This window comes from Streptococcus sanguinis, from assembly GCF_050223295.1.
Taxonomy (GTDB): domain Bacteria; phylum Bacillota; class Bacilli; order Lactobacillales; family Streptococcaceae; genus Streptococcus; species Streptococcus sanguinis_X.
Window position 1 is genome coordinate 1,432,136 of sequence record NZ_CP071424.1, and the last position, 17,218, is coordinate 1,449,353.

17 protein-coding genes are annotated in these 17,218 nt (G+C 42.6%); 3 read left to right on the forward strand and 14 right to left on the reverse strand.

All coding sequences use genetic code 11. The annotated features are described in order from the left end of the window. Nucleotides 1-13: 13 nt before the first annotated feature. Together J1C77_RS06990 and J1C77_RS06995 are read right to left on the reverse strand one after the other, a co-directional pair. The gene (locus J1C77_RS06990; protein ID WP_002920937.1) at nucleotides 14-1,795 is read right to left on the reverse strand and encodes a serine hydrolase domain-containing protein; all 1,782 of its coding nucleotides are present in this window, start codon (nucleotides 1,793-1,795) and stop codon (nucleotides 14-16) included. Between the two features lie 113 nt (nucleotides 1,796-1,908). Further along, nucleotides 1,909-2,100 carry a hypothetical protein gene (locus J1C77_RS06995; RefSeq protein WP_002920936.1) on the reverse strand — a complete coding sequence of 64 codons (192 nt, stop codon included), beginning with the start codon at nucleotides 2,098-2,100 and terminating at the stop codon, nucleotides 1,909-1,911. A gap of 593 nt (nucleotides 2,101-2,693) precedes the next feature. On the opposite strand from J1C77_RS06995, the gene J1C77_RS07000 reads away from it, so the two are divergent. After that, on the forward strand, nucleotides 2,694-4,220 hold the full coding sequence (locus tag J1C77_RS07000; RefSeq protein ID WP_002920935.1) for an ATP-binding cassette domain-containing protein: 1,527 nt from the start codon (nucleotides 2,694-2,696) through the stop codon (nucleotides 4,218-4,220). Between the two features lie 75 nt (nucleotides 4,221-4,295). On the opposite strand, the gene J1C77_RS07005 is transcribed toward J1C77_RS07000, so the two are convergent. The 11 genes from J1C77_RS07005 to J1C77_RS07055 form a co-directional block, all read right to left on the reverse strand. Beyond that, nucleotides 4,296-6,032 (reverse strand): ABC transporter ATP-binding protein, encoded by a 1,737-nt coding sequence (locus J1C77_RS07005; RefSeq protein WP_002920934.1) that lies wholly within the window; start codon nucleotides 6,030-6,032, stop codon nucleotides 4,296-4,298. After that, nucleotides 6,022-7,764: an ABC transporter ATP-binding protein gene (locus tag J1C77_RS07010; RefSeq protein WP_002920932.1), complete on the reverse strand. Its 1,743-nt coding sequence runs from the start codon at nucleotides 7,762-7,764 to the stop codon at nucleotides 6,022-6,024. Before J1C77_RS07010 ends, J1C77_RS07005 begins: the two co-directional genes overlap by 11 nt. Before the next feature lie 96 nt (nucleotides 7,765-7,860). Next, a complete protein-coding gene (locus tag J1C77_RS07015; protein ID WP_042762827.1) occupies nucleotides 7,861-9,048 on the reverse strand; it encodes an MFS transporter in 1,188 nt (395 codons plus the stop codon). Nucleotides 9,049-9,204: 156 nt separating this feature from the next. Next, on the reverse strand, nucleotides 9,205-10,551 hold the full coding sequence (asnS, locus tag J1C77_RS07020; protein WP_002920930.1) for an asparagine--tRNA ligase: 1,347 nt from the start codon (nucleotides 10,549-10,551) through the stop codon (nucleotides 9,205-9,207). A 21-nt stretch (nucleotides 10,552-10,572) separates the two neighbouring features. Beyond that, the gene (locus J1C77_RS07025; protein WP_002906354.1) at nucleotides 10,573-10,938 is read right to left on the reverse strand and encodes a VOC family protein; all 366 of its coding nucleotides are present in this window, start codon (nucleotides 10,936-10,938) and stop codon (nucleotides 10,573-10,575) included. 178 nt (nucleotides 10,939-11,116) lie between these two features. Next, a complete protein-coding gene (locus J1C77_RS07030; RefSeq protein WP_002920929.1) occupies nucleotides 11,117-11,467 on the reverse strand; it encodes a hypothetical protein in 351 nt (116 codons plus the stop codon). A gap of 9 nt (nucleotides 11,468-11,476) precedes the next feature. Then, the gene (locus J1C77_RS07035; RefSeq protein ID WP_002920928.1) at nucleotides 11,477-12,070 is read right to left on the reverse strand and encodes a hypothetical protein; all 594 of its coding nucleotides are present in this window, start codon (nucleotides 12,068-12,070) and stop codon (nucleotides 11,477-11,479) included. A gap of 14 nt (nucleotides 12,071-12,084) precedes the next feature. Then, nucleotides 12,085-12,504, reverse strand: coding sequence for a hypothetical protein (locus J1C77_RS07040; protein WP_002920927.1), 420 nt, complete (start codon nucleotides 12,502-12,504; stop codon nucleotides 12,085-12,087). 232 nt (nucleotides 12,505-12,736) lie between these two features. Further along, complete coding sequence (locus J1C77_RS07045) at nucleotides 12,737-13,210, reverse strand: hypothetical protein (protein WP_002904699.1); 474 nt, start codon at nucleotides 13,208-13,210, stop codon at nucleotides 12,737-12,739. A 251-nt stretch (nucleotides 13,211-13,461) separates the two neighbouring features. After that, entirely contained in the window at nucleotides 13,462-14,643 is a 1,182-nt protein-coding gene (locus J1C77_RS07050; protein ID WP_002920926.1) for a pyridoxal phosphate-dependent aminotransferase, read from the reverse strand. Further along, nucleotides 14,640-15,128, reverse strand: a complete 489-nt coding sequence (locus J1C77_RS07055) for a DUF5590 domain-containing protein (RefSeq protein ID WP_002920924.1) — start codon at nucleotides 15,126-15,128, stop codon at nucleotides 14,640-14,642. The genes J1C77_RS07050 and J1C77_RS07055 overlap by 4 nt, the downstream gene beginning before the upstream one ends. Before the next feature lie 114 nt (nucleotides 15,129-15,242). On the opposite strand from J1C77_RS07055, the gene J1C77_RS07060 reads away from it, so the two are divergent. Then, nucleotides 15,243-15,689: a MarR family winged helix-turn-helix transcriptional regulator gene (locus J1C77_RS07060; protein ID WP_002920923.1), complete on the forward strand. Its 447-nt coding sequence runs from the start codon at nucleotides 15,243-15,245 to the stop codon at nucleotides 15,687-15,689. Between the two features lie 85 nt (nucleotides 15,690-15,774). Then, a complete protein-coding gene (locus J1C77_RS07065; RefSeq protein WP_002895223.1) occupies nucleotides 15,775-16,323 on the forward strand; it encodes an NADPH-dependent FMN reductase in 549 nt (182 codons plus the stop codon). A gap of 367 nt (nucleotides 16,324-16,690) precedes the next feature. Here the strand turns inward: J1C77_RS07065 and J1C77_RS07070 are convergent, their stop codons facing one another. Further along, nucleotides 16,691-17,212, reverse strand: a complete 522-nt coding sequence (locus J1C77_RS07070; protein WP_049547415.1) for a hypothetical protein — start codon at nucleotides 17,210-17,212, stop codon at nucleotides 16,691-16,693. Nucleotides 17,213-17,218 lie beyond the last annotated feature (6 nt).

Here is a 17,218-nt window from a genome sequence, read left to right on the forward strand (position 1 = left end):
GGCAGGCAACTTATCACAGCGCCCAGAACTGATAAAGTGACCAGTAGAGAATATTGGCAACGATGACCAGAGCTGACAGACTAGTCAAGACAGTCAGGAAAAGTCGGCTCTTGCTCAATCCTTTTCTTGCCTTGGTCAGAAGTGGGAAGACTGCACAGCCAGCCAGAATCAATCCCAGACCGGCAAAGACCATGTAGCGCCAACTAGAAAGGTAGCTAGGGTCACTTGCTCCTAAAGCTAAGAAAAGGAAATAGAAATTGACAGCAACTCCCACTGCTGCTAGGGAAGTCAGATAGGTCCATATACGAAGTTCTTTAGGTGTTTTAGACTGATTTTTTTTGAATACTAGTCGGAAAAGATCGAGACCGCCTCGCACCAAAAGCTGAAGTAAAGCATAGATAACTCCTACTACCATGGAAATCAATACCGCCCAATCTCTCATCACGTCTATATCTTTTACTTTGAAAGAATCACCATAGGCATATGTTACTTTTGCTGTTCCATTTTGCTCACTGACTACTGCAAAATCACCGTTCAAAAATTTATTATCAGCTGAATTTGTAACATAACTGGTACGTGGGAATATTCTAGTGAAAGACAGGGGGCCTGTTTCATAATATCTTGCTGATCGGTAATTTCCCGCTGGAAATTTGTCGAAAGTTTCCTGCGGAGTCTTTTTCTTAGCTCCAAAGACAAGAGCTGGCATATCGTAATTATAGACCTCTTCATGCCCTTGATTGGTCATAATGGTCATACCAATACCATTTTTCAAATCTAACAAGAGATAAGAAGAAAAACCATAGGAATTGCCACCGTGACCGACAAGAGGCGTGCCATATTCTTGGGTCCAGAAGCCATGCATATTGAGCGGCATATCCGTTCCCGGATAATTCGAAGTTGCCGTATAAAGGGTAGTCCAAGTCTCAGCATGCTTGAAAAGCTTCTCCTTCTTCAAAAGTGCTTGGGCAAATCTCTGAAAATCACCCATGGTACTCGCTGTAAGACCGACAGGGTAAAGACCGATATTCATGTAATTCACACCTAGAGATTTACCATTGATATCATAAGTCATCTCTTCCTTCCGTTTCTCAAGGACGTAATCATTATCTATATAGCCAGTTAAAAGAGATGTTTTGTTCATACCTAATGGTTGTAAGATATGCTTGCGGGCATAGTTCGCAAAGCTCTGACCGGAGATTCGCTCAACGATATAGGCTGCCAGTCCCGTACTGAAGTTAGAGTATCCAGTCATAGTGCCTGGTTCATAGATTTGAGCTGGCTGATTGATCGCAAGGATTTGTTCAATATTCTGCCCTTTATTTTCTAGATAAGCGTGAGAAGAGTCCTCAAAGCCTGCTTGATGGTTCATTAGATCCAACATAGTAATGGGCTTGTCATAACGGAGGGTCTTGAGAAATCCCTCAGGCAGGTAATTGCGAATATCTTCTTCAAGATTAACCTTGCCCTCTTCCCAGAGCTGCATGACCGATACCCAGACCATTAGCTTCCCAGCAGATCCCCATTCAAAGACACTATCGTCATCGGCCTTGATGCCTTTTTCTTTATCCATATAACCGAAATTTCCTTGATAAATTGTACCATTCTTGTCAAAGATAACAGTCTCCATACCGGCCATTGTCTTTTCATGTTCCTTGACAAAGTCTTGGATTTTCTGACCGATTTTGTCACGGTCCGTACCAGACGGCAACTTCTGCTCCTCAGCCAAGGCTGTAATTGGTCGGAAGAGTCCTAGAGTTATAATCGTTAAAAGAATTAGAATAAATGATTTTTTCATGATATTTCCTTTCTATTTAGCTTCAACAATCGCATAGGCGATACTTCTGTATACCATTCGGATAAAAATTCTTAACATATCTTTCTCCTTTCTTACGCAATGATTTGCATCATCTAATCAAAGGTCACAGTTTCTACAGCCACCCTTGTCGCATCATCTTTCTTGACATGGTCCTGAATTTTTTGGCTAATCTGAATGACCGCCGTGTTAGACTTCAAAGATTGCTCCATCGTCTTAGCTTGAGGCGTTTTTACCAGTCCTAAGCTTAGGACTGTCAAAAGCCAGAGAAATAACGTTTTTGGCATGATTTCTTACTCCTTAGATACAATTTAAAATGACGACTGGAATCTATCTCATTCCAGCTCTTCTTATCTTTTACAAATTTTAGGCCTATTTGTATAATCATTTTATATATATAATTTTTATATACAAGACGATTATATATAATTTTCTATTATATGTCAAATTTTTATATAATTAAAAAATTATATATCAAAATCAGCTTAAAAGCCTTGAAATCAATATTCTTAGAGAGTTTATAAAAATTTTTATTTATTTGAAAGCGCTTGACGAATCTGCTATCTTTTGCTAGACTTAAGACAGAACTATTTCGGAGGTACACGGAGACATGAAAAATTAAGTCTATTTTTTAAAGGAAACTTTATTTAGTAGATTTTGTCATGTTTCTGCATATCCGCGGGATGTTCGTTTTTTGTGCTTTCTAGCTTCTATTTGCTTATCTTTAGGTCAATCCTGTCACTCCTATGACAGTGTAAGCTGGAAGCCTATAAACGAATAATCCTACTTAGACACTCCTGTGTCTGCTTTGTGCAACTAAAAACAGCTCTGCTAAATAAAGCAGGGCTGTATTTTGTGTTATAAAACGAAGGAGACATCTATGCTTCAAATAAGAAATCTAACCATTACCCATCTAAAAGACCTGAAAGAGTTAGTCAAAGATTTGTCACTGACTGTCAATCAAGGAGACAAGGTCGCTATTATTGGTGAGGAGGGCAATGGCAAATCCACCCTGCTCAAGCTCTTGCTAGACGAGCGACTGGTCAGCTCCTATGTCAGCTACAGCGGACAGATTGATAAGTCCTATACTGCTGCTGTCTACCTGCCCCAGCAGTTGCCTTCAGAGGATGCCCAACTAACGCTCAATGACTATTTCTTTGCAGATTTTGAGACAGAACTGGACTATGACAAGCTCTACCGCTATGCTGGGGAGCTCAACTTTGACAGCCAGCGTTTTGCTAGTCAGCAGCAGCTCTCTAGCCTATCTGGAGGAGAAAAGCTCAAAGTCCAACTCATCAAGAAACTAGCCAGTGATTGGGACATTCTCTTTCTTGATGAGCCCTCTAATGACCTTGATCTCGAAACTCTGACTTGGCTGGAAAGCTTTATCAGCCACAGCCAGAGAACGGTCCTTTTCGTCTCTCACGACGAACACTTTCTCGCTCAAGCTGCGACCAAGATTGTTCATCTGGAGCGAATCAAAAAGAAACAGGAAGCTAGAACCAGTGTCAAGAGTCTGGACTATGAAAATTACCGCCAGCAGCGTCAGGAGGCTTTTGAAAAACAAGGGCAACTAGCACGAAAAGAGCGGGAAGAACATGCTAAGACTATGGAAAAACACCGACGGGTTAAGCAGAGTGTGGAGCATACTTTACGAAACACCCATGACGCTACTGCAGGTCGACTGGTAGCCAAAAAGATGAAAAACGTCCTCTCACAGGGCAAACGATTTGAAAAGGCAGGTGCTGAAATAACAGAAATTCCGACACAGGAAGATGCCATCAGCCTTCACTTCTCAGACATAGAAGCTCTGCCATTGACCAAAAGAATCCTGAAATTAGAAGGAATGAAACTGGAAACAGACGAACGACAACTGGCAAAGAACCTGACTCTGGAAGTCTGCGGCCAGGAAAAAATCGGGCTGATTGGTGCTAATGGTGTAGGCAAGTCTACTCTGCTTAAGGAAATATGGAAAATCCTGCGTGAGCGGACAGACATGCTAGTAGGCTACATGCCCCAGCATTATGGTGACTTGCTGACTGATGAGAGCAGTCCTTTAGACTTTCTGGCTCCCTCTGGTGACAAGGCTCAGGAAGAGAAAATCCTGACGCATCTAGCTAGTCTCCAGTTCACTCGCGACGAGGCCCGCCACCCGATTGAGCAGCTTTCTGGTGGCCAAAAAGCCAAGCTCCTCCTGCTCAAACTAGTCTTAGACCGCCCCAATGTCCTCCTTCTGGACGAGCCAACCCGCAACTTCTCTCCCACCTCTCAGCCTCAGGTTCGCCAGCTTTTGGCGACCTATCCTGGCGCCATCATCGCTGTCTCCCACGACCGAATCTTTCTCAAAGAAGTCTGCCAGAAGATTTATAAACTGACGGAGACAGGGTTCGAAGAAGTTGAATTATAAGCAAAAAGAGTTGGAATTTCCAACTCTTTTAGTTTTGTTTAGCATCAATCTGTGAACTTTAATAAAGCTCCCCTTCTACTCCTGAGCCGTCTGCATTTGGTAATAAACACCTCTGGCTGCCATGAGCTCTTGGTGATTACCATGTTCGACGATATTGCCGTCTACCATGACGAGGATGATGTCCGCATTTTGAATAGTGGACAAACGATGGGCGATGATAAAGCTAGTCCGTCCCACCATGAGCTTGCTGAAAGCCTCCTGAATCAAGACTTCTGTTCGGGTATCGATGGAGGAAGTCGCCTCATCCAAGATTAGGATTTTAGGAACAGCCAGGAAGACACGGGCAATGGTCAAGAGCTGCCGCTGACCTTGAGAAAGTGAGTCCCCAGCATCCGCCAGATAGGTGTCATAACCCTGAGGCAGCTGCTGGATAAAGAAATGAGCATTTGCCGCCTTGGCAGCTGCAGTGACCTCTTCTCGGCTGGCGTCTGGCCGGCCAAAAGCTATGTTATCATGAATGGTCGCCGTCTTAAGCCAAGTCTCTTGCAGTACCATACCAAACTGCTGACGATAAGAGGCTCTGGTGTAATGACTGATGGGAATACCGTCTAAAGAAATAAGACCACTATCAACATTGTAAAAGCGCATGAGGAGATTAATCAAGGTTGACTTGCCAGCACCGGTCGGACCGACAATTGCGACCTTGCTAGCTGCTGGAATCCTTATATTCAAATCCTGAATCAGCTCTTTGCCAGGCTCATAGCCAAAAGCCACATGCTCAAAGCTAATCTGTCCTCTGACATCTTCCGACTGGAGGATTTCCTGACCAGACTCTGCTATTTCTTCTTGGTCCAAAACGCTGTAAATCCTCTCCGCACAAGCTAAAGCGCTCTGCAATTCCGACATGACTGACGATATATCATTGAAAGGCTTGGTGTACTGGTTGACGTAGTTGAGAAAAGTTACCAGCTGCCCAACCGTAAAACCTGTTCCCTGAATGATTCGGACAGCCCCAAAGCCTACAATCAAAGCATAGATCAGGGCATTGATAAAACGAGTCGAAGGATTGACCGTTGAAGAATAGAAAATAGCCGCCTGCGAATAGTCTGCATAGATTTGATTACTGCGAGTAAAAGCTGTATCAAACTGCTCCTGAGCATTAAAAGCCTGGATCAAACTTTCCTGGGTCAGACTTTCCTCAATCAGCTGGGTCTGTGCTCCTCTCGCCTGTGTCTGCCGTTGGAAAAAGCTAAAACTCTTTTTAGCTATAAAGCGCGCTAAGAAAAGAGAAAGGGGCGTCAAAAGCAGAACCAAAAGCAAGAGGAAAAAGTCCAGCCGGGCCATGCTAATGATAGTGACTAAGATGGTCAGCAAACCCACAAAAAACTGATTAAAAACCATAAGCAAGCCATTGCTGAGCTGCTCCAAGTCCGTCGTCACCCGACTAACCAAATCGCCTGTTCCCTGCCGATCCAGATAAGCCAAAGGTAGATAATGAATTTTCTTGATGACACCTTGTCGGAGCTGCTGGCTATAGCGATAGACCAGCTGATTATAGAGCAAGGGATTGAACCACTGAATCAGCGTATTGGCTAAGATAACCAACAGCATCTGACCCAAAATCGGCATCAAATGCTGGTCCGCTTGAGGAAGTAGAACACTATCAACCGCATTTCCGATTAAAACTGGAAGAAGAACAGTCAGAGCCACTTGAGCCACCGTTCCCAGACTAGCTAGGAGAAAGAGCCAGCGCGCCTGCAGCAAATCTCGAGTCAAACGCCTCAAGCTGCTAGGTGATGTCTTATGCTTCATGCTTGCCCTCCTCTCCTTGACTATGCTGTGAGTGATGGATTTCTCGGTAAATAGCAGAGCTAGCTAAGAGTTCCTCATGGCGACCAAGAGCCACCTGTTCTCCCTTATCCAGCACTAAGATTTGATCTGCTGAGCGCAAGCTATTGGTCCGCTGAGAGATCAAGATCAGACTGGTCTCAGTCAATTCATTCTTAATAGACTGCAAGAGCCTAGCCTCTGTCAGATAGTCCAGAGCTGAGGTCGCATCATCTAAAACCAAGAAAGGCGCCCTCCGCAAGACAGCTCTTGCAATGGTTAAACGCTGACGCTGACCGCCAGAAAAATTCCGACCAAAGGCCTCTACAGTCGCATCCAAGCCACCTTCCTTCTGAGAGACAAAATCCGCTGCCTGAGCAATCTCTAAAGCCTGCCATAGGTCTGCGTCTGTTGGCTTGGTTGACATGCCCAAGGTCAGATTGGAGCGAACAGTTCCTTGAAAAAGCTCCGCCTTCTGAGGCACCAGACTGATCCAAGACCGCCATTCTATGAGATTTTTAGGACTGCGTCCTTGGAAAAAGATGGTCAACTGACCAGCAGCCACAGGATAGAGATGAGACAGCAGCTGAACCAGAGTAGACTTACCTGAACCTGTCCCACCAATAACCCCCAAAGTCTGACCTCTTTTCAAATCAAAAGTCAGACCAGTCAAGGCTGGACTAGCTGCATTTGGATAAGAAAAACTAACCTGCTGGACTTTAACGGCTTGATCCAGCAGAGCTGTTTCCTGCACTAATTCCTGCAGGACATCTTCTTCTGCTTGCTCGAAGACTTGACTGATACGACCTGCACTGATATAGCTTTGATTGAGAGAATTGACCAGCATAGCTAGCTTGAGCAATTCCACCAAAATCTGCAATAAATAATTGACCAAGGCTACTAGCATCCCCTGGGTCAGCAAGCCCTTTCCGATAAAGCTATTCCCCTGCCAAATCACAGCAATTAGAGTACCATTGACTGTGAGAAAGGTCAGAGGACTAATCAGACTAGCCAGAGCTCCCGTCCTGATTTGCCAGGTTTTATAGAGCTCATTGCGATTGCGAAAGGTCTGAACCTCGCGTTGGGTCTGACCGAAAGCTCGTATAACCCGCATGCCCTGTAGCTGCTCACGCGTCAGATTGACTAGTTGGTCTGTCAGCTGGCGAATCTTAGCGTAGAGAGGATTCATCAGACGAGACATGAAGACGATAATAGCCGTTAAAATTGCCACCATGAGCAAAAACCACAAGGTAATGACCGGACTGATAGTAAAGGCCATGATGATAGAGCCAAAAACGATGATAGGCGCCCGAAGAAAGAGACGAAGGAATTGATTGATTCCCGTCTGAATCTGATAGGTGTCGCTCGTCAGCCGGGTCACCAAGCTAGAAGTCGTCAACTCATCCCGACTAGCCTTGGGCAGACGCAGGATTTTTTGATAGAGGTCGCTTGTCATCTGACGAGTAAAGCCCACTGCCGCCTTTGACGAATAATATTGGGCCACAACTGCTACCACCACGCCCAGCGCAGCCAAGCCCATCAAAAGAAAAACCATCCAGTAGAGATGGGAGTTGTCGTGTCTAGGAATGGTCTCGTCCACAATCCCCGCAATCAAAATCGGAACTAACAGTTCAAAACTGGCCTCCAAGAGCTTGAACAAGGGTCCAAGAAGAGACTCTCTGATATAGCCCTTGAAATATTTCAATAAATCTTTCATACCGCCTACTTCTCCATTAAACTGTATTTATTTTACCATAATTTTCAAAGGGTAAAAAATATTCTCCTTCTGAATATCAGAAAGAGAACATTGATATTAGACTTCTTGTAAGTTCTGGCTTATTTTCTTTAATCCCAAATGCAAAAATGGTGTCACTACTAATAAAAAGGTGCCCAAAGCTATAAAAGTCCAATCGAAGCCGAAGTAATCAATCAACCAGCCCGTCACAGGGAAAATGACAATCATGCTCAGGCTGAACATCATAGAATAAACACTGAGCATGGTCGCCCGTACTTCACTTGGCAGCTGCTTTTGCAAATCATTATCAAAAATCGGCTGAAAGAGTGCATACAAGGCGTTGCTGATTAGATAAATCAAAATATAAATGATCGGAGTTCCAAAATAGGACAGCAGGTAGCTTGCTCCGGTTAGAAGAACCACTGAAGGAAAAAGTTTTAAGGCAGAATACTTCTTTCCAATCACACTCGCCAGATAGACCGCCAAGATATTCAAAGCACTGCCAATCAGCATGACTACCGAAATCTGCCAATCTTTTAAATCAGGCAATTGATTTTGATAATAAAAATAAAACATACACATCAGTGTTCCAATGATTTGGGACAGAATCATCCAGATAAAAAGGCTGGGATTTCTCTGCAACTCCTCTTTGACAGCCCAGATAATCTTTTTCATGGTCAGACGTTCCGCTTTCTCTGCTTTGACACTAGGTTCTTTCAGCATCCAGGTCAAGAAAAGAACGATGATAGAGGTACCAATCATGATATAGTAGGTCAGATGCAATTGTCCGTGGACAAAAAATCCAGCCCAGACCGTTCCCAAAGACCGAGTCGCCTCAGCCACCCCAGACATAAAACTGGAGATGGATAAATAATGTTCCTTGAGGCCGGCCTCCACAGATGAATCATAAACCATGGCCGCACTTGTCCCCGAATCAAAGTTATAGGACCAAGCACTAATCACCATAGCCAGTGCATAAACCAAAAAATTTCCCTGCCCAGCTAACATGAGAACAGAAGACACAATCCCAGCTATCCGGCTCAGATACAGATTAGTCTTGTAGGAAAAGCGATCCGCCAACATCCCAGAAGGAATTTCACAAATAACGCTGGTCGCATGAAAAATACTTTCCAAAAGGCCAATCTGCCAAAGGGACATGCCGTTTTGACTTAGAAATAAAATCCAAAAACTAGTAATGCCTAGAAAAGCAAAAAATTCTACTCCGGCCATAAGACCGATATTTTTCCGATAACTTCTTTTAAACATTTTTTCTCCTTTAACAAGTGTTTTTTCATTTCTATCCTTTATCACTTGTTAATCTGCTGTTCACATGATCTCTACCTCTTCTTTCTCTAAAATTCTATATTTGGATTATTTCATAGTTCATTGCTGAAAAAACGCCACATGGGCGTTTGAATCATTTTACGGTTTAATACGATGCAACATACGTGGGAATGGAATGGCTTCACGGATATGCTTGGTTCCTGCTACAAAGGTTACCATGCGCTCGATACCGATACCGAAGCCACCGTGCGGAACTGTTCCATACTTACGAAGATCCAGGTAGAATTCGTATTCTGAAGTATCCATACCAAGCTCTTCCATCTTAGCAACAAGGGCATCGTAGTCTTCCTCACGCATAGAACCACCAATGATTTCGCCATAGCCTTCTGGAGCAAGCAAGTCTGCACAAAGGACACGGTCTGGATTTCCAGGAACTGGCTTCATGTAGAAAGCCTTGATAGCTGCTGGGTAGTTAACGACAAAGGTTGGTACACCAAAGTAGTTTGAAATCCATGTTTCATGCGGTGAACCGAAGTCATCCCCATGCTCCAGATGCTCATAATCTGCATCCTCATCATTTTCATGCGCTTGCAAGAGATCAATCGCTTCATCATAAGTAACACGCTTGAAAGGCTCTGCAATATAGCGTTTCAAAAGTTCTACATCACGTTCCAGCGTTTCCAGAGTTTGAGGAGCACGGTCAAGCACACCTTGGATCAAGGCTTTAACATAAGCTTCTTGCAAGTCGAGTGACTCATCATGCGTCAAGTATGAGTACTCTGCATCCATCATCCAGAACTCCGTCAAATGACGGCGGGTTTTTGATTTTTCGGCACGGAATACAGGACCAAAGTCAAAGACGCGACCAAGAGCCATAGCACCTGCTTCCAGATAAAGCTGACCAGATTGGCTCAAGTATGCTGGAGTTCCGAAGTAGTCGGTTTCAAACAGCTCAGTAGAGTCTTCTGCTGCATTACCTGACAAGATTGGGCTGTCAAACTTCATAAAGCCATTCTTGTCAAAGAATTCATAGGTAGCGTAGATGATGGCATTGCGGATTTGCATCATAGCCACTTGCTTACGAGAACGCAGCCACAAGTGACGGTTGTCCATGAGGAAGTCAGTCCCATGTTCTTTTGGCGTGATTGGATAGTCATTTGACTCACCAATGATTTCGATGTCTGTAATGTCCAGCTCGTAGCCAAATTTTGAACGCTCGTCTTCCTTGACAACCCCTGTCACATAGACAGAAGTTTCTTGGCTAAGCTTTTTAATCGTATCAAACTTCGCCAATCCTTCTTCTTCGCCAAATTTCTCGATAAAGTTAGGCTTGAAGGCCACCCCTTGGAAAAAGGCTGAACCATCGCGCAGCTGCAAGAAAGCAATCTTACCCTTACCTGACTTATTGGCAACCCAAGCACCGATGGTCACTTCTTGACCAACATAATTTTTCACATCAATAATTGTTACGATTTTCTTTGACACGTTTTTTCTCTTTTCTATTTTTTATTCTTTATGACAGACTGCCTCGACATTATTACCATCTGGATCCAAGACAAAGGCTGCATAATATGATGAAAGGTTCCCCCGATAATTTGGCGCACCGTTGTCTTTTCCCCCTGCCTTTAAACCAGCCTCATAACAAGCTTGAACCTGCTCATGGTTTTCTGCCAAAAAAGCAAAGTGAATCGGAGACTGCTCTCCCTCTCCCAACCAAAAATCTCCACCAGGATGTGGGCTGTTGGGAGCAACAAAACTGAGTAGAGAACTACTTCTAAAAGCCAATTTGTAGCCTAGAGGAGAAAGAAAACTTGTATAAAAGTCTTTTGAAATTTGTAGATTCCTGACCTTTATCTCAAAATGATCAATCATATCTGCCTCCTAGATTGGTTGCTAAATGTCACTTTAATCAAGACATATCTTTCGGACATCTGTTCTATATTTTACCATAAAGCGATTGCAATAGCTATCCTTGAAGAGTCTAAATCTCAGAAAAATTAAAAAACCAGCCTCCTAAAGGCTGGCGGATAACTCTCTCTGAATAAGAGGATTAATTTTTCATTCCATATAACAGTCGATCAACCATGTCATCATCATAGTTCAAGACTTTTTTCAAAGCCATCTTAAAGCGCTGATCGCTGAGAATCTGACCTCCTGGACTCTGGTCAATCGTCGCATAATTCCCCTCCCCATCCTGAGTAAAGGCTACAGTGAGCTCTTGGTCAGGGTCTTCACAAACATCTCTCCGAGGATCTTTGGAACTGGTAGACGGTCGAAAGTCCATTCTTTGCAAACGAAACGACAGTTCTTTATGAAAAGCCGTAATGTCCTTCTGACGATTGGCCACTGGCTCATGTTTGTCCAGCCACGTCAAAACATCATCTCTTGTAATATATATCATCTTCCCCTCCTAAACCAAATCAAAGTTCGCCCTGTAAATGACCGTATCATAGCTTGGGCTAGCTGCTGACAGAGCCGCTTGAATGATATGGAGCACCCGCTGCTGTTGACCTTCGAAAGCCAAAGGCAAGAGCATATCGGAGACGTTTTTAACAATCACTCCCTTAGTGAATTCCCCATTTTCATAAGAAAAATCCTGCTGATGAAAAATGGTCTTAGTCTTAAATTCAATCACCTGTCCTTGCAAGATTAGCTTATAAGTCTTCTTCCAGTTGGTTCTGCCACCAAAGCGATAAAGGACCAGGTAAATCCCCAAATCATGATCGGCGACCCAATCGCCCGTCTCAAAGACTAGCTCATCATCAATCCCAGCCTTCTTTAAAAGCTCAACCCCTTCATCAGAAATCATCTCGTGCACGAACTTCCAACTTCCTTCTTGGGGAAGAGACGCTGTTCCCTCAGTCTCCTTCTGAGGGCTACTACTGACTTCTTTATGATGAACTATTTTAGGGGAAAATTCTTCCTCCCAAGTCATCTCTTCTTCTATGTCACTGACAGCCCGCCTAGTCGGTAAAAAATCCAGACACTTTTCTAATAATCCCATATCCTATCTCCTCTTTATCTATACTCCACGTGGTTTACTTCCCTTATCTTTGTATCATAATAAGGGTTAATTTGCGACAGGGCATGTTGAATCACTGTTACGACTTTGTCCTCTCGTCCTTTTAAAACCTTGGGAATCACAAGCTGGGAGATTGTTTCTGTTGATAGACCTTTTACACTTTGATCTTCCTCATTGCAAACTGGATATCTATCGGCCCGCTCTTCTTCTAGGCGAAATTCAAGCAAGTGACCACCGAGAATCATGGCTAAAACCTGATATTTCCCTTCCCCAATACGAAATTGCTTGACGCAGAGAAAAATTCCTCTTTTCTCATCCTCTAGTAAAAATGGCAAAGCCAGTTCTTTTTCTTCAATAGAAAAATCCTCGAGAAGCTTCTTCTCTCTTTCCCCTATTTCCTTTCTGATAAAACCCATTTTATCTCCTTTTGTACAAAATAATCTTCATCCCTATTATTACTTAAGTAAAAAGACCATGAGGAACACTCTGCATGTGAATAGAACGCAGGGCTAGACCTAATGGACTTCTTATATTATACACCGAAACACCATCATCTTCAACTAAATACTCCTCAAATTTTTAAGTCGTATGGTGATTTCTATCAGAAAGTGACTTATACATAGTTAATCTAGCATTTATAGCTGATATTTAATCAATAAGCGGATCATCCTTTACCTCTTCTTCCGTCTTCCAGTAGGTCATACTGCTCTTCTCAGTATCTATCTCCATCTTTTTATTAAGTTTAATATCAACCTTATAATATGCACGTTTAATTAAAAACTTTTGACTGTTCTCTGCAGAACCCCAAGTTCTACAAACCATCAAAAAACTTGCAGAGCCCTGTCCGGCTATCTCCTCCTTAGTATAAGAACCGGGGGCAGTTGGGCGTTCTAGGATTCTCATATTTAAATTCAATTCTGGCTGGTAATTGTTCAAATACCAATCAATTCGGGCTGAGTCATTCTCATAATATTGGATACGATAGCGATGGCCTTTGGCTTGCAGACTATAGCCATTGGATTCGGAAATAGTGGTCCACCCCTGCTCTGAATCAAAGAAAACATAAGCTCCTAGCAAGACTAGGCCGCCTAGCAAGAATAAGAAAATCAAACGACGTTTCATATTGTTCTCCTCCCACTATTGTTTAAATCCTTCATCAACTGAATTCTAAACGAAGCCAGTTCACATTTATCCAACCCAAATCTTACTAATTTTGACTAGAGTGACAAACGCTTCCATATCTTTCTATATTATTTTACCATTTTATTTAACTCATTACCAGTACAGTCAAAAATAAATTGAAAAGGACGAACTCTGAGTTCATCCTTCTCTATTGTTTATAAATCTTCGAAAGTAGTGTAAGATTGAGAGATCTATTTGCTCTCCATAAATTGCTTCAGGCGCTGAACGGCTTCTTTGAGTGTTTCCAGATCTGTCGCATAGCTAAGACGAACATTTTCTGGAGCACCAAACCCTGCTCCGGTCACCAGAGCTACACCAACTTCTTCTAAAATTGCTGTCGTAAATTCGGTCACATCTGTATAACCTTTCATTTCCATGGCTTTCTTGACATTTGGAAAGAGATAGAAGGCCCCTTGTGGCTTAACCACTTCAAATCCTGGCACTTGAGCCAAGAGAGGATAGATGGTATTGAGACGCTCTTCAAAGGCCTGACGCATAGTCTCTACCGTTTCCTGGCTGCCAGTCAGAGCTTCGATAGCTGCATATTGAGCCGCTGCTGTCGGGTTAGAGGTCGTCTGGCCAGCAATCTTACTCATAGCCGCAATAATCTCCGGCTCACCAACTGCGTAGCCAATCCGCCAGCCTGTCATGGAGTAGCTCTTAGAGACACCATTGATGACCACCGTCTGCTTGCGAATCTCCTCAGACAGACTGGAAATTGGCGTAAATGTATTACCGTTATAAACCAGACGTCCATAGATGTCATCTGCCAAAATCAGAATATCATGCTCCACAGCCCAATTTCCAATCGCCCTTAGCTCATCCGCTGTATAAATCATACCAGTCGGATTGGACGGCGAGTTCAAAACCAAGACCTTGGTCTTATCAGTACGAGCAGCTTCCAGCTGTTCCACCGTAACCTTGAAATTATTTTCCTCAGTGGTTTGAACAAAAACAGGAGTCCCCTCGGCCATCTTAATCTGGTCGCCGTAGCTGACCCAGTAAGGCGTCGGAATGATAGCTTCATCACCTGGATCAAGCACACTCATAAAGAAAGTGTAGAGGGAGAACTTAGCTCCGGTTGCCACCGTCACTTGATTAGGCTGGATGGTGTAGCCGTAATAGTTGGCAAAATACTCTACTACAGCTTCTTTTAGCTCTGGCAGACCACTTGTCACTGTATAAAAGCTAGCACGCCCATCCTCAACAGCTGCTACAGTAGCATCTCGGATATTCTTAGGCGTCGGAAAATCTGGCTCTCCCAGAGTCAGAGACAGAATATCCCGCCCCTGCGCTTTCAAAGCCTTAGCACGCGCTGCTGTTGCCAGAGTCACGCTTTCTTCCATCTTTAAGACACGATTTGATAATTTCATAGTCCCTCCTTGCTGACCAACTGTCCGCTTTCAAAACCAATCAGGTAGTAGGTGCCTCCCGACTTAACTTCCCAGATGGGCTGATCCTGAAAATAGCCCATGGTCACCTTATCAATAGTTCCTGCTCCATTTTCCTTGGCAATGCTCTCCGCCTCTGCCTGACTGACACCTTGGTCCAGTCGATAGACCCGTATCTCATTGGTATCTTTTGCAATCAAAACAGCTTTTTCGACACCCTTACTGGTCTTGCCAAGCAGACTGTAGTAAGATTCTTGTCCATTGTAGATAGCAAAAGAATCCACTTTTTCAAGATCTGCATATTCTTTGGCCAAGCGGCTGCTTGCTTCCTTAACCGACTGTCTCGGCTGCATAGACACTTGCAAAACTGCAAAAAATGAAAAGACAAGAACGCTGAGAACGATAAAAATACCGATAAGGTACTGCCAAATTGGAAAATAGGCTTTATTTCTATTTTTATATTTCACTCCGTCATTATACTACAAATACTCCTATTTTTCTATCTTTTTTTGATGAGAATATTCACAAAATTCTAAAGCAATATCCTTGCATATGATACTATTTATTGGTAAAATATTGTTATGAAGATTACAGACGATTTAAGCAAAGAAACTCTGCTTGATTTGAAAACCATGATTGTCTTTCATAAGGCAGAAAGAACTATCCGTGCCATTGAAGCCCAAATTTTCAAAAAGCATGATTTGACTCCTACTCAGTTTTCCGTCTTAGAAACCCTATACAGCAAAGGAGAGCTGCGCATTCAGGACCTGATTGACCGTATACTGGCTACTTCTGGTAACATGACTGTCGTCATCAAAAATATGGAACGCGACGGCTGGATTGTCCGCACTTGCGACCCAAATGACCGCCGGGCTTTTTTGATTGGCCTGACGAAACAAGGCAGAGCTAAAATTGAATCTGCCCTGCCTGATCATATTAAAAATATTCAGCAAGCTCTGTCCATTCTCGAAGAAGACGATAAGCAGGATTTGATTCGCATTCTAAAAAATTTCAAAAAATTGAGCTAAATAATTGCTAACTAGTAATTAATGTTGTAACATATATTATAACAAGAGAAATATCTCTTTATTTTATAAAAAAGGAGACAATGCAATGTCTAAAGTATTATTCATCGTCGGCTCGCTTCGTCAAGGTTCTTTCAACCACCAATTGGCTGAGCAAGCTGAAAAAGCTTTGGCTGGTAAAGCAGAAGTTTCATATCTTGATTACAAAGATGTACCATTCTTCAACCAAGACATCGAAAGTCCTGCTCCAGCTGCTGTTGCTAAGGTTCGTGAAGAAATTTTGGCTGCTGATGCCATCTGGATTTTCTCACCTGTCTACAACTGGGCTATTCCAGGAGTAGTGAAAAACCTCTTGGACTGGGCTTCACGCGCTCTGGATCTGTCAGACCCAACTGGCCCATCTGCTCTAAATGCTAAGGTTGTTACTGTTTCATCTGTAGCTAACGGCACATCACCAGATGAAGTATTCAAGCACTACCGCAGCCTGTTGCCTTTCATCCGTATGAATGTGGTAGAACCATTCACAGGTGTTGGTATCAACCCAGAAGCATGGGGAACTGGACAACTGACTGTCGCAGAAGACAAACTTGCTGAACTCTCAGCACAGGCTGATGCTCTTTTAGCAGCCCTTAACTAAAAAGAGAAGATTATAAAAAGAAAAGAAAACTTATAAGACACTAACCCCTCGCAAATAATTGCGAGGGGTTTTAGAATGCATTATTGACAAGATCAAGTGCACAGACTTAACTATACAAAGTCTGATACATTTTTTTCATAAAGCCATCAATCTCATTTTGAACAATTTTCAACAAGCGGGCTTCTTCGGATTTAATGTTATAAGACTGCTATTTTGTCATCTTGTTTGAAAGATTCTTTTATCTGAAGAAAATCTTGTTGACTTTGATAATTCAGATATAGTTTAATTCCACTGACTAGAAAAACAACAAAACAAATAAAAATTAGCATATTTTTAGTCACAGCATTTCTTCTCCTAACCAAGATTATTACTTATCCACCACTTGAGTCTCAAATTTAGCTGGTTTATTGTCTACATTGGTAATGGTGATGGAGTAAGATTTGTTGTTAGTTACATCAAAAACTTTTTCTCCTTTATAACTAACAACAATCCCATCTTCTGCTAAATGTATATCTTTTTGATTATTAAGAAGCTCATTCTTGTCTCCCTCAATACTGCCTATCTTAATAATTTTCTTTTCACTTAACCCAAATAATACATCCCCAAATTTTTCAGACCAAACATTTGTACCTGATAATTTTATTTTAGCATCATTTAATTTTTTTAACATTAATTCTGAACTATACTCTAACTGATCCGTATTTGGAGACACTCTTAATTCAACGCTTTGACCTGATTGCAGAGTATATTTGCCGTAGTTTAAAATTGCCTGAACGTACCAGACAACAAACAGACTATACAGCAGGCCAATAATAATCCTTGAACGCCGGCTTTTAAAACGGCGCAAAAGTAAAAATAGAGAAGCAATAAAAATTACTGAAGTTATCATTCTTTA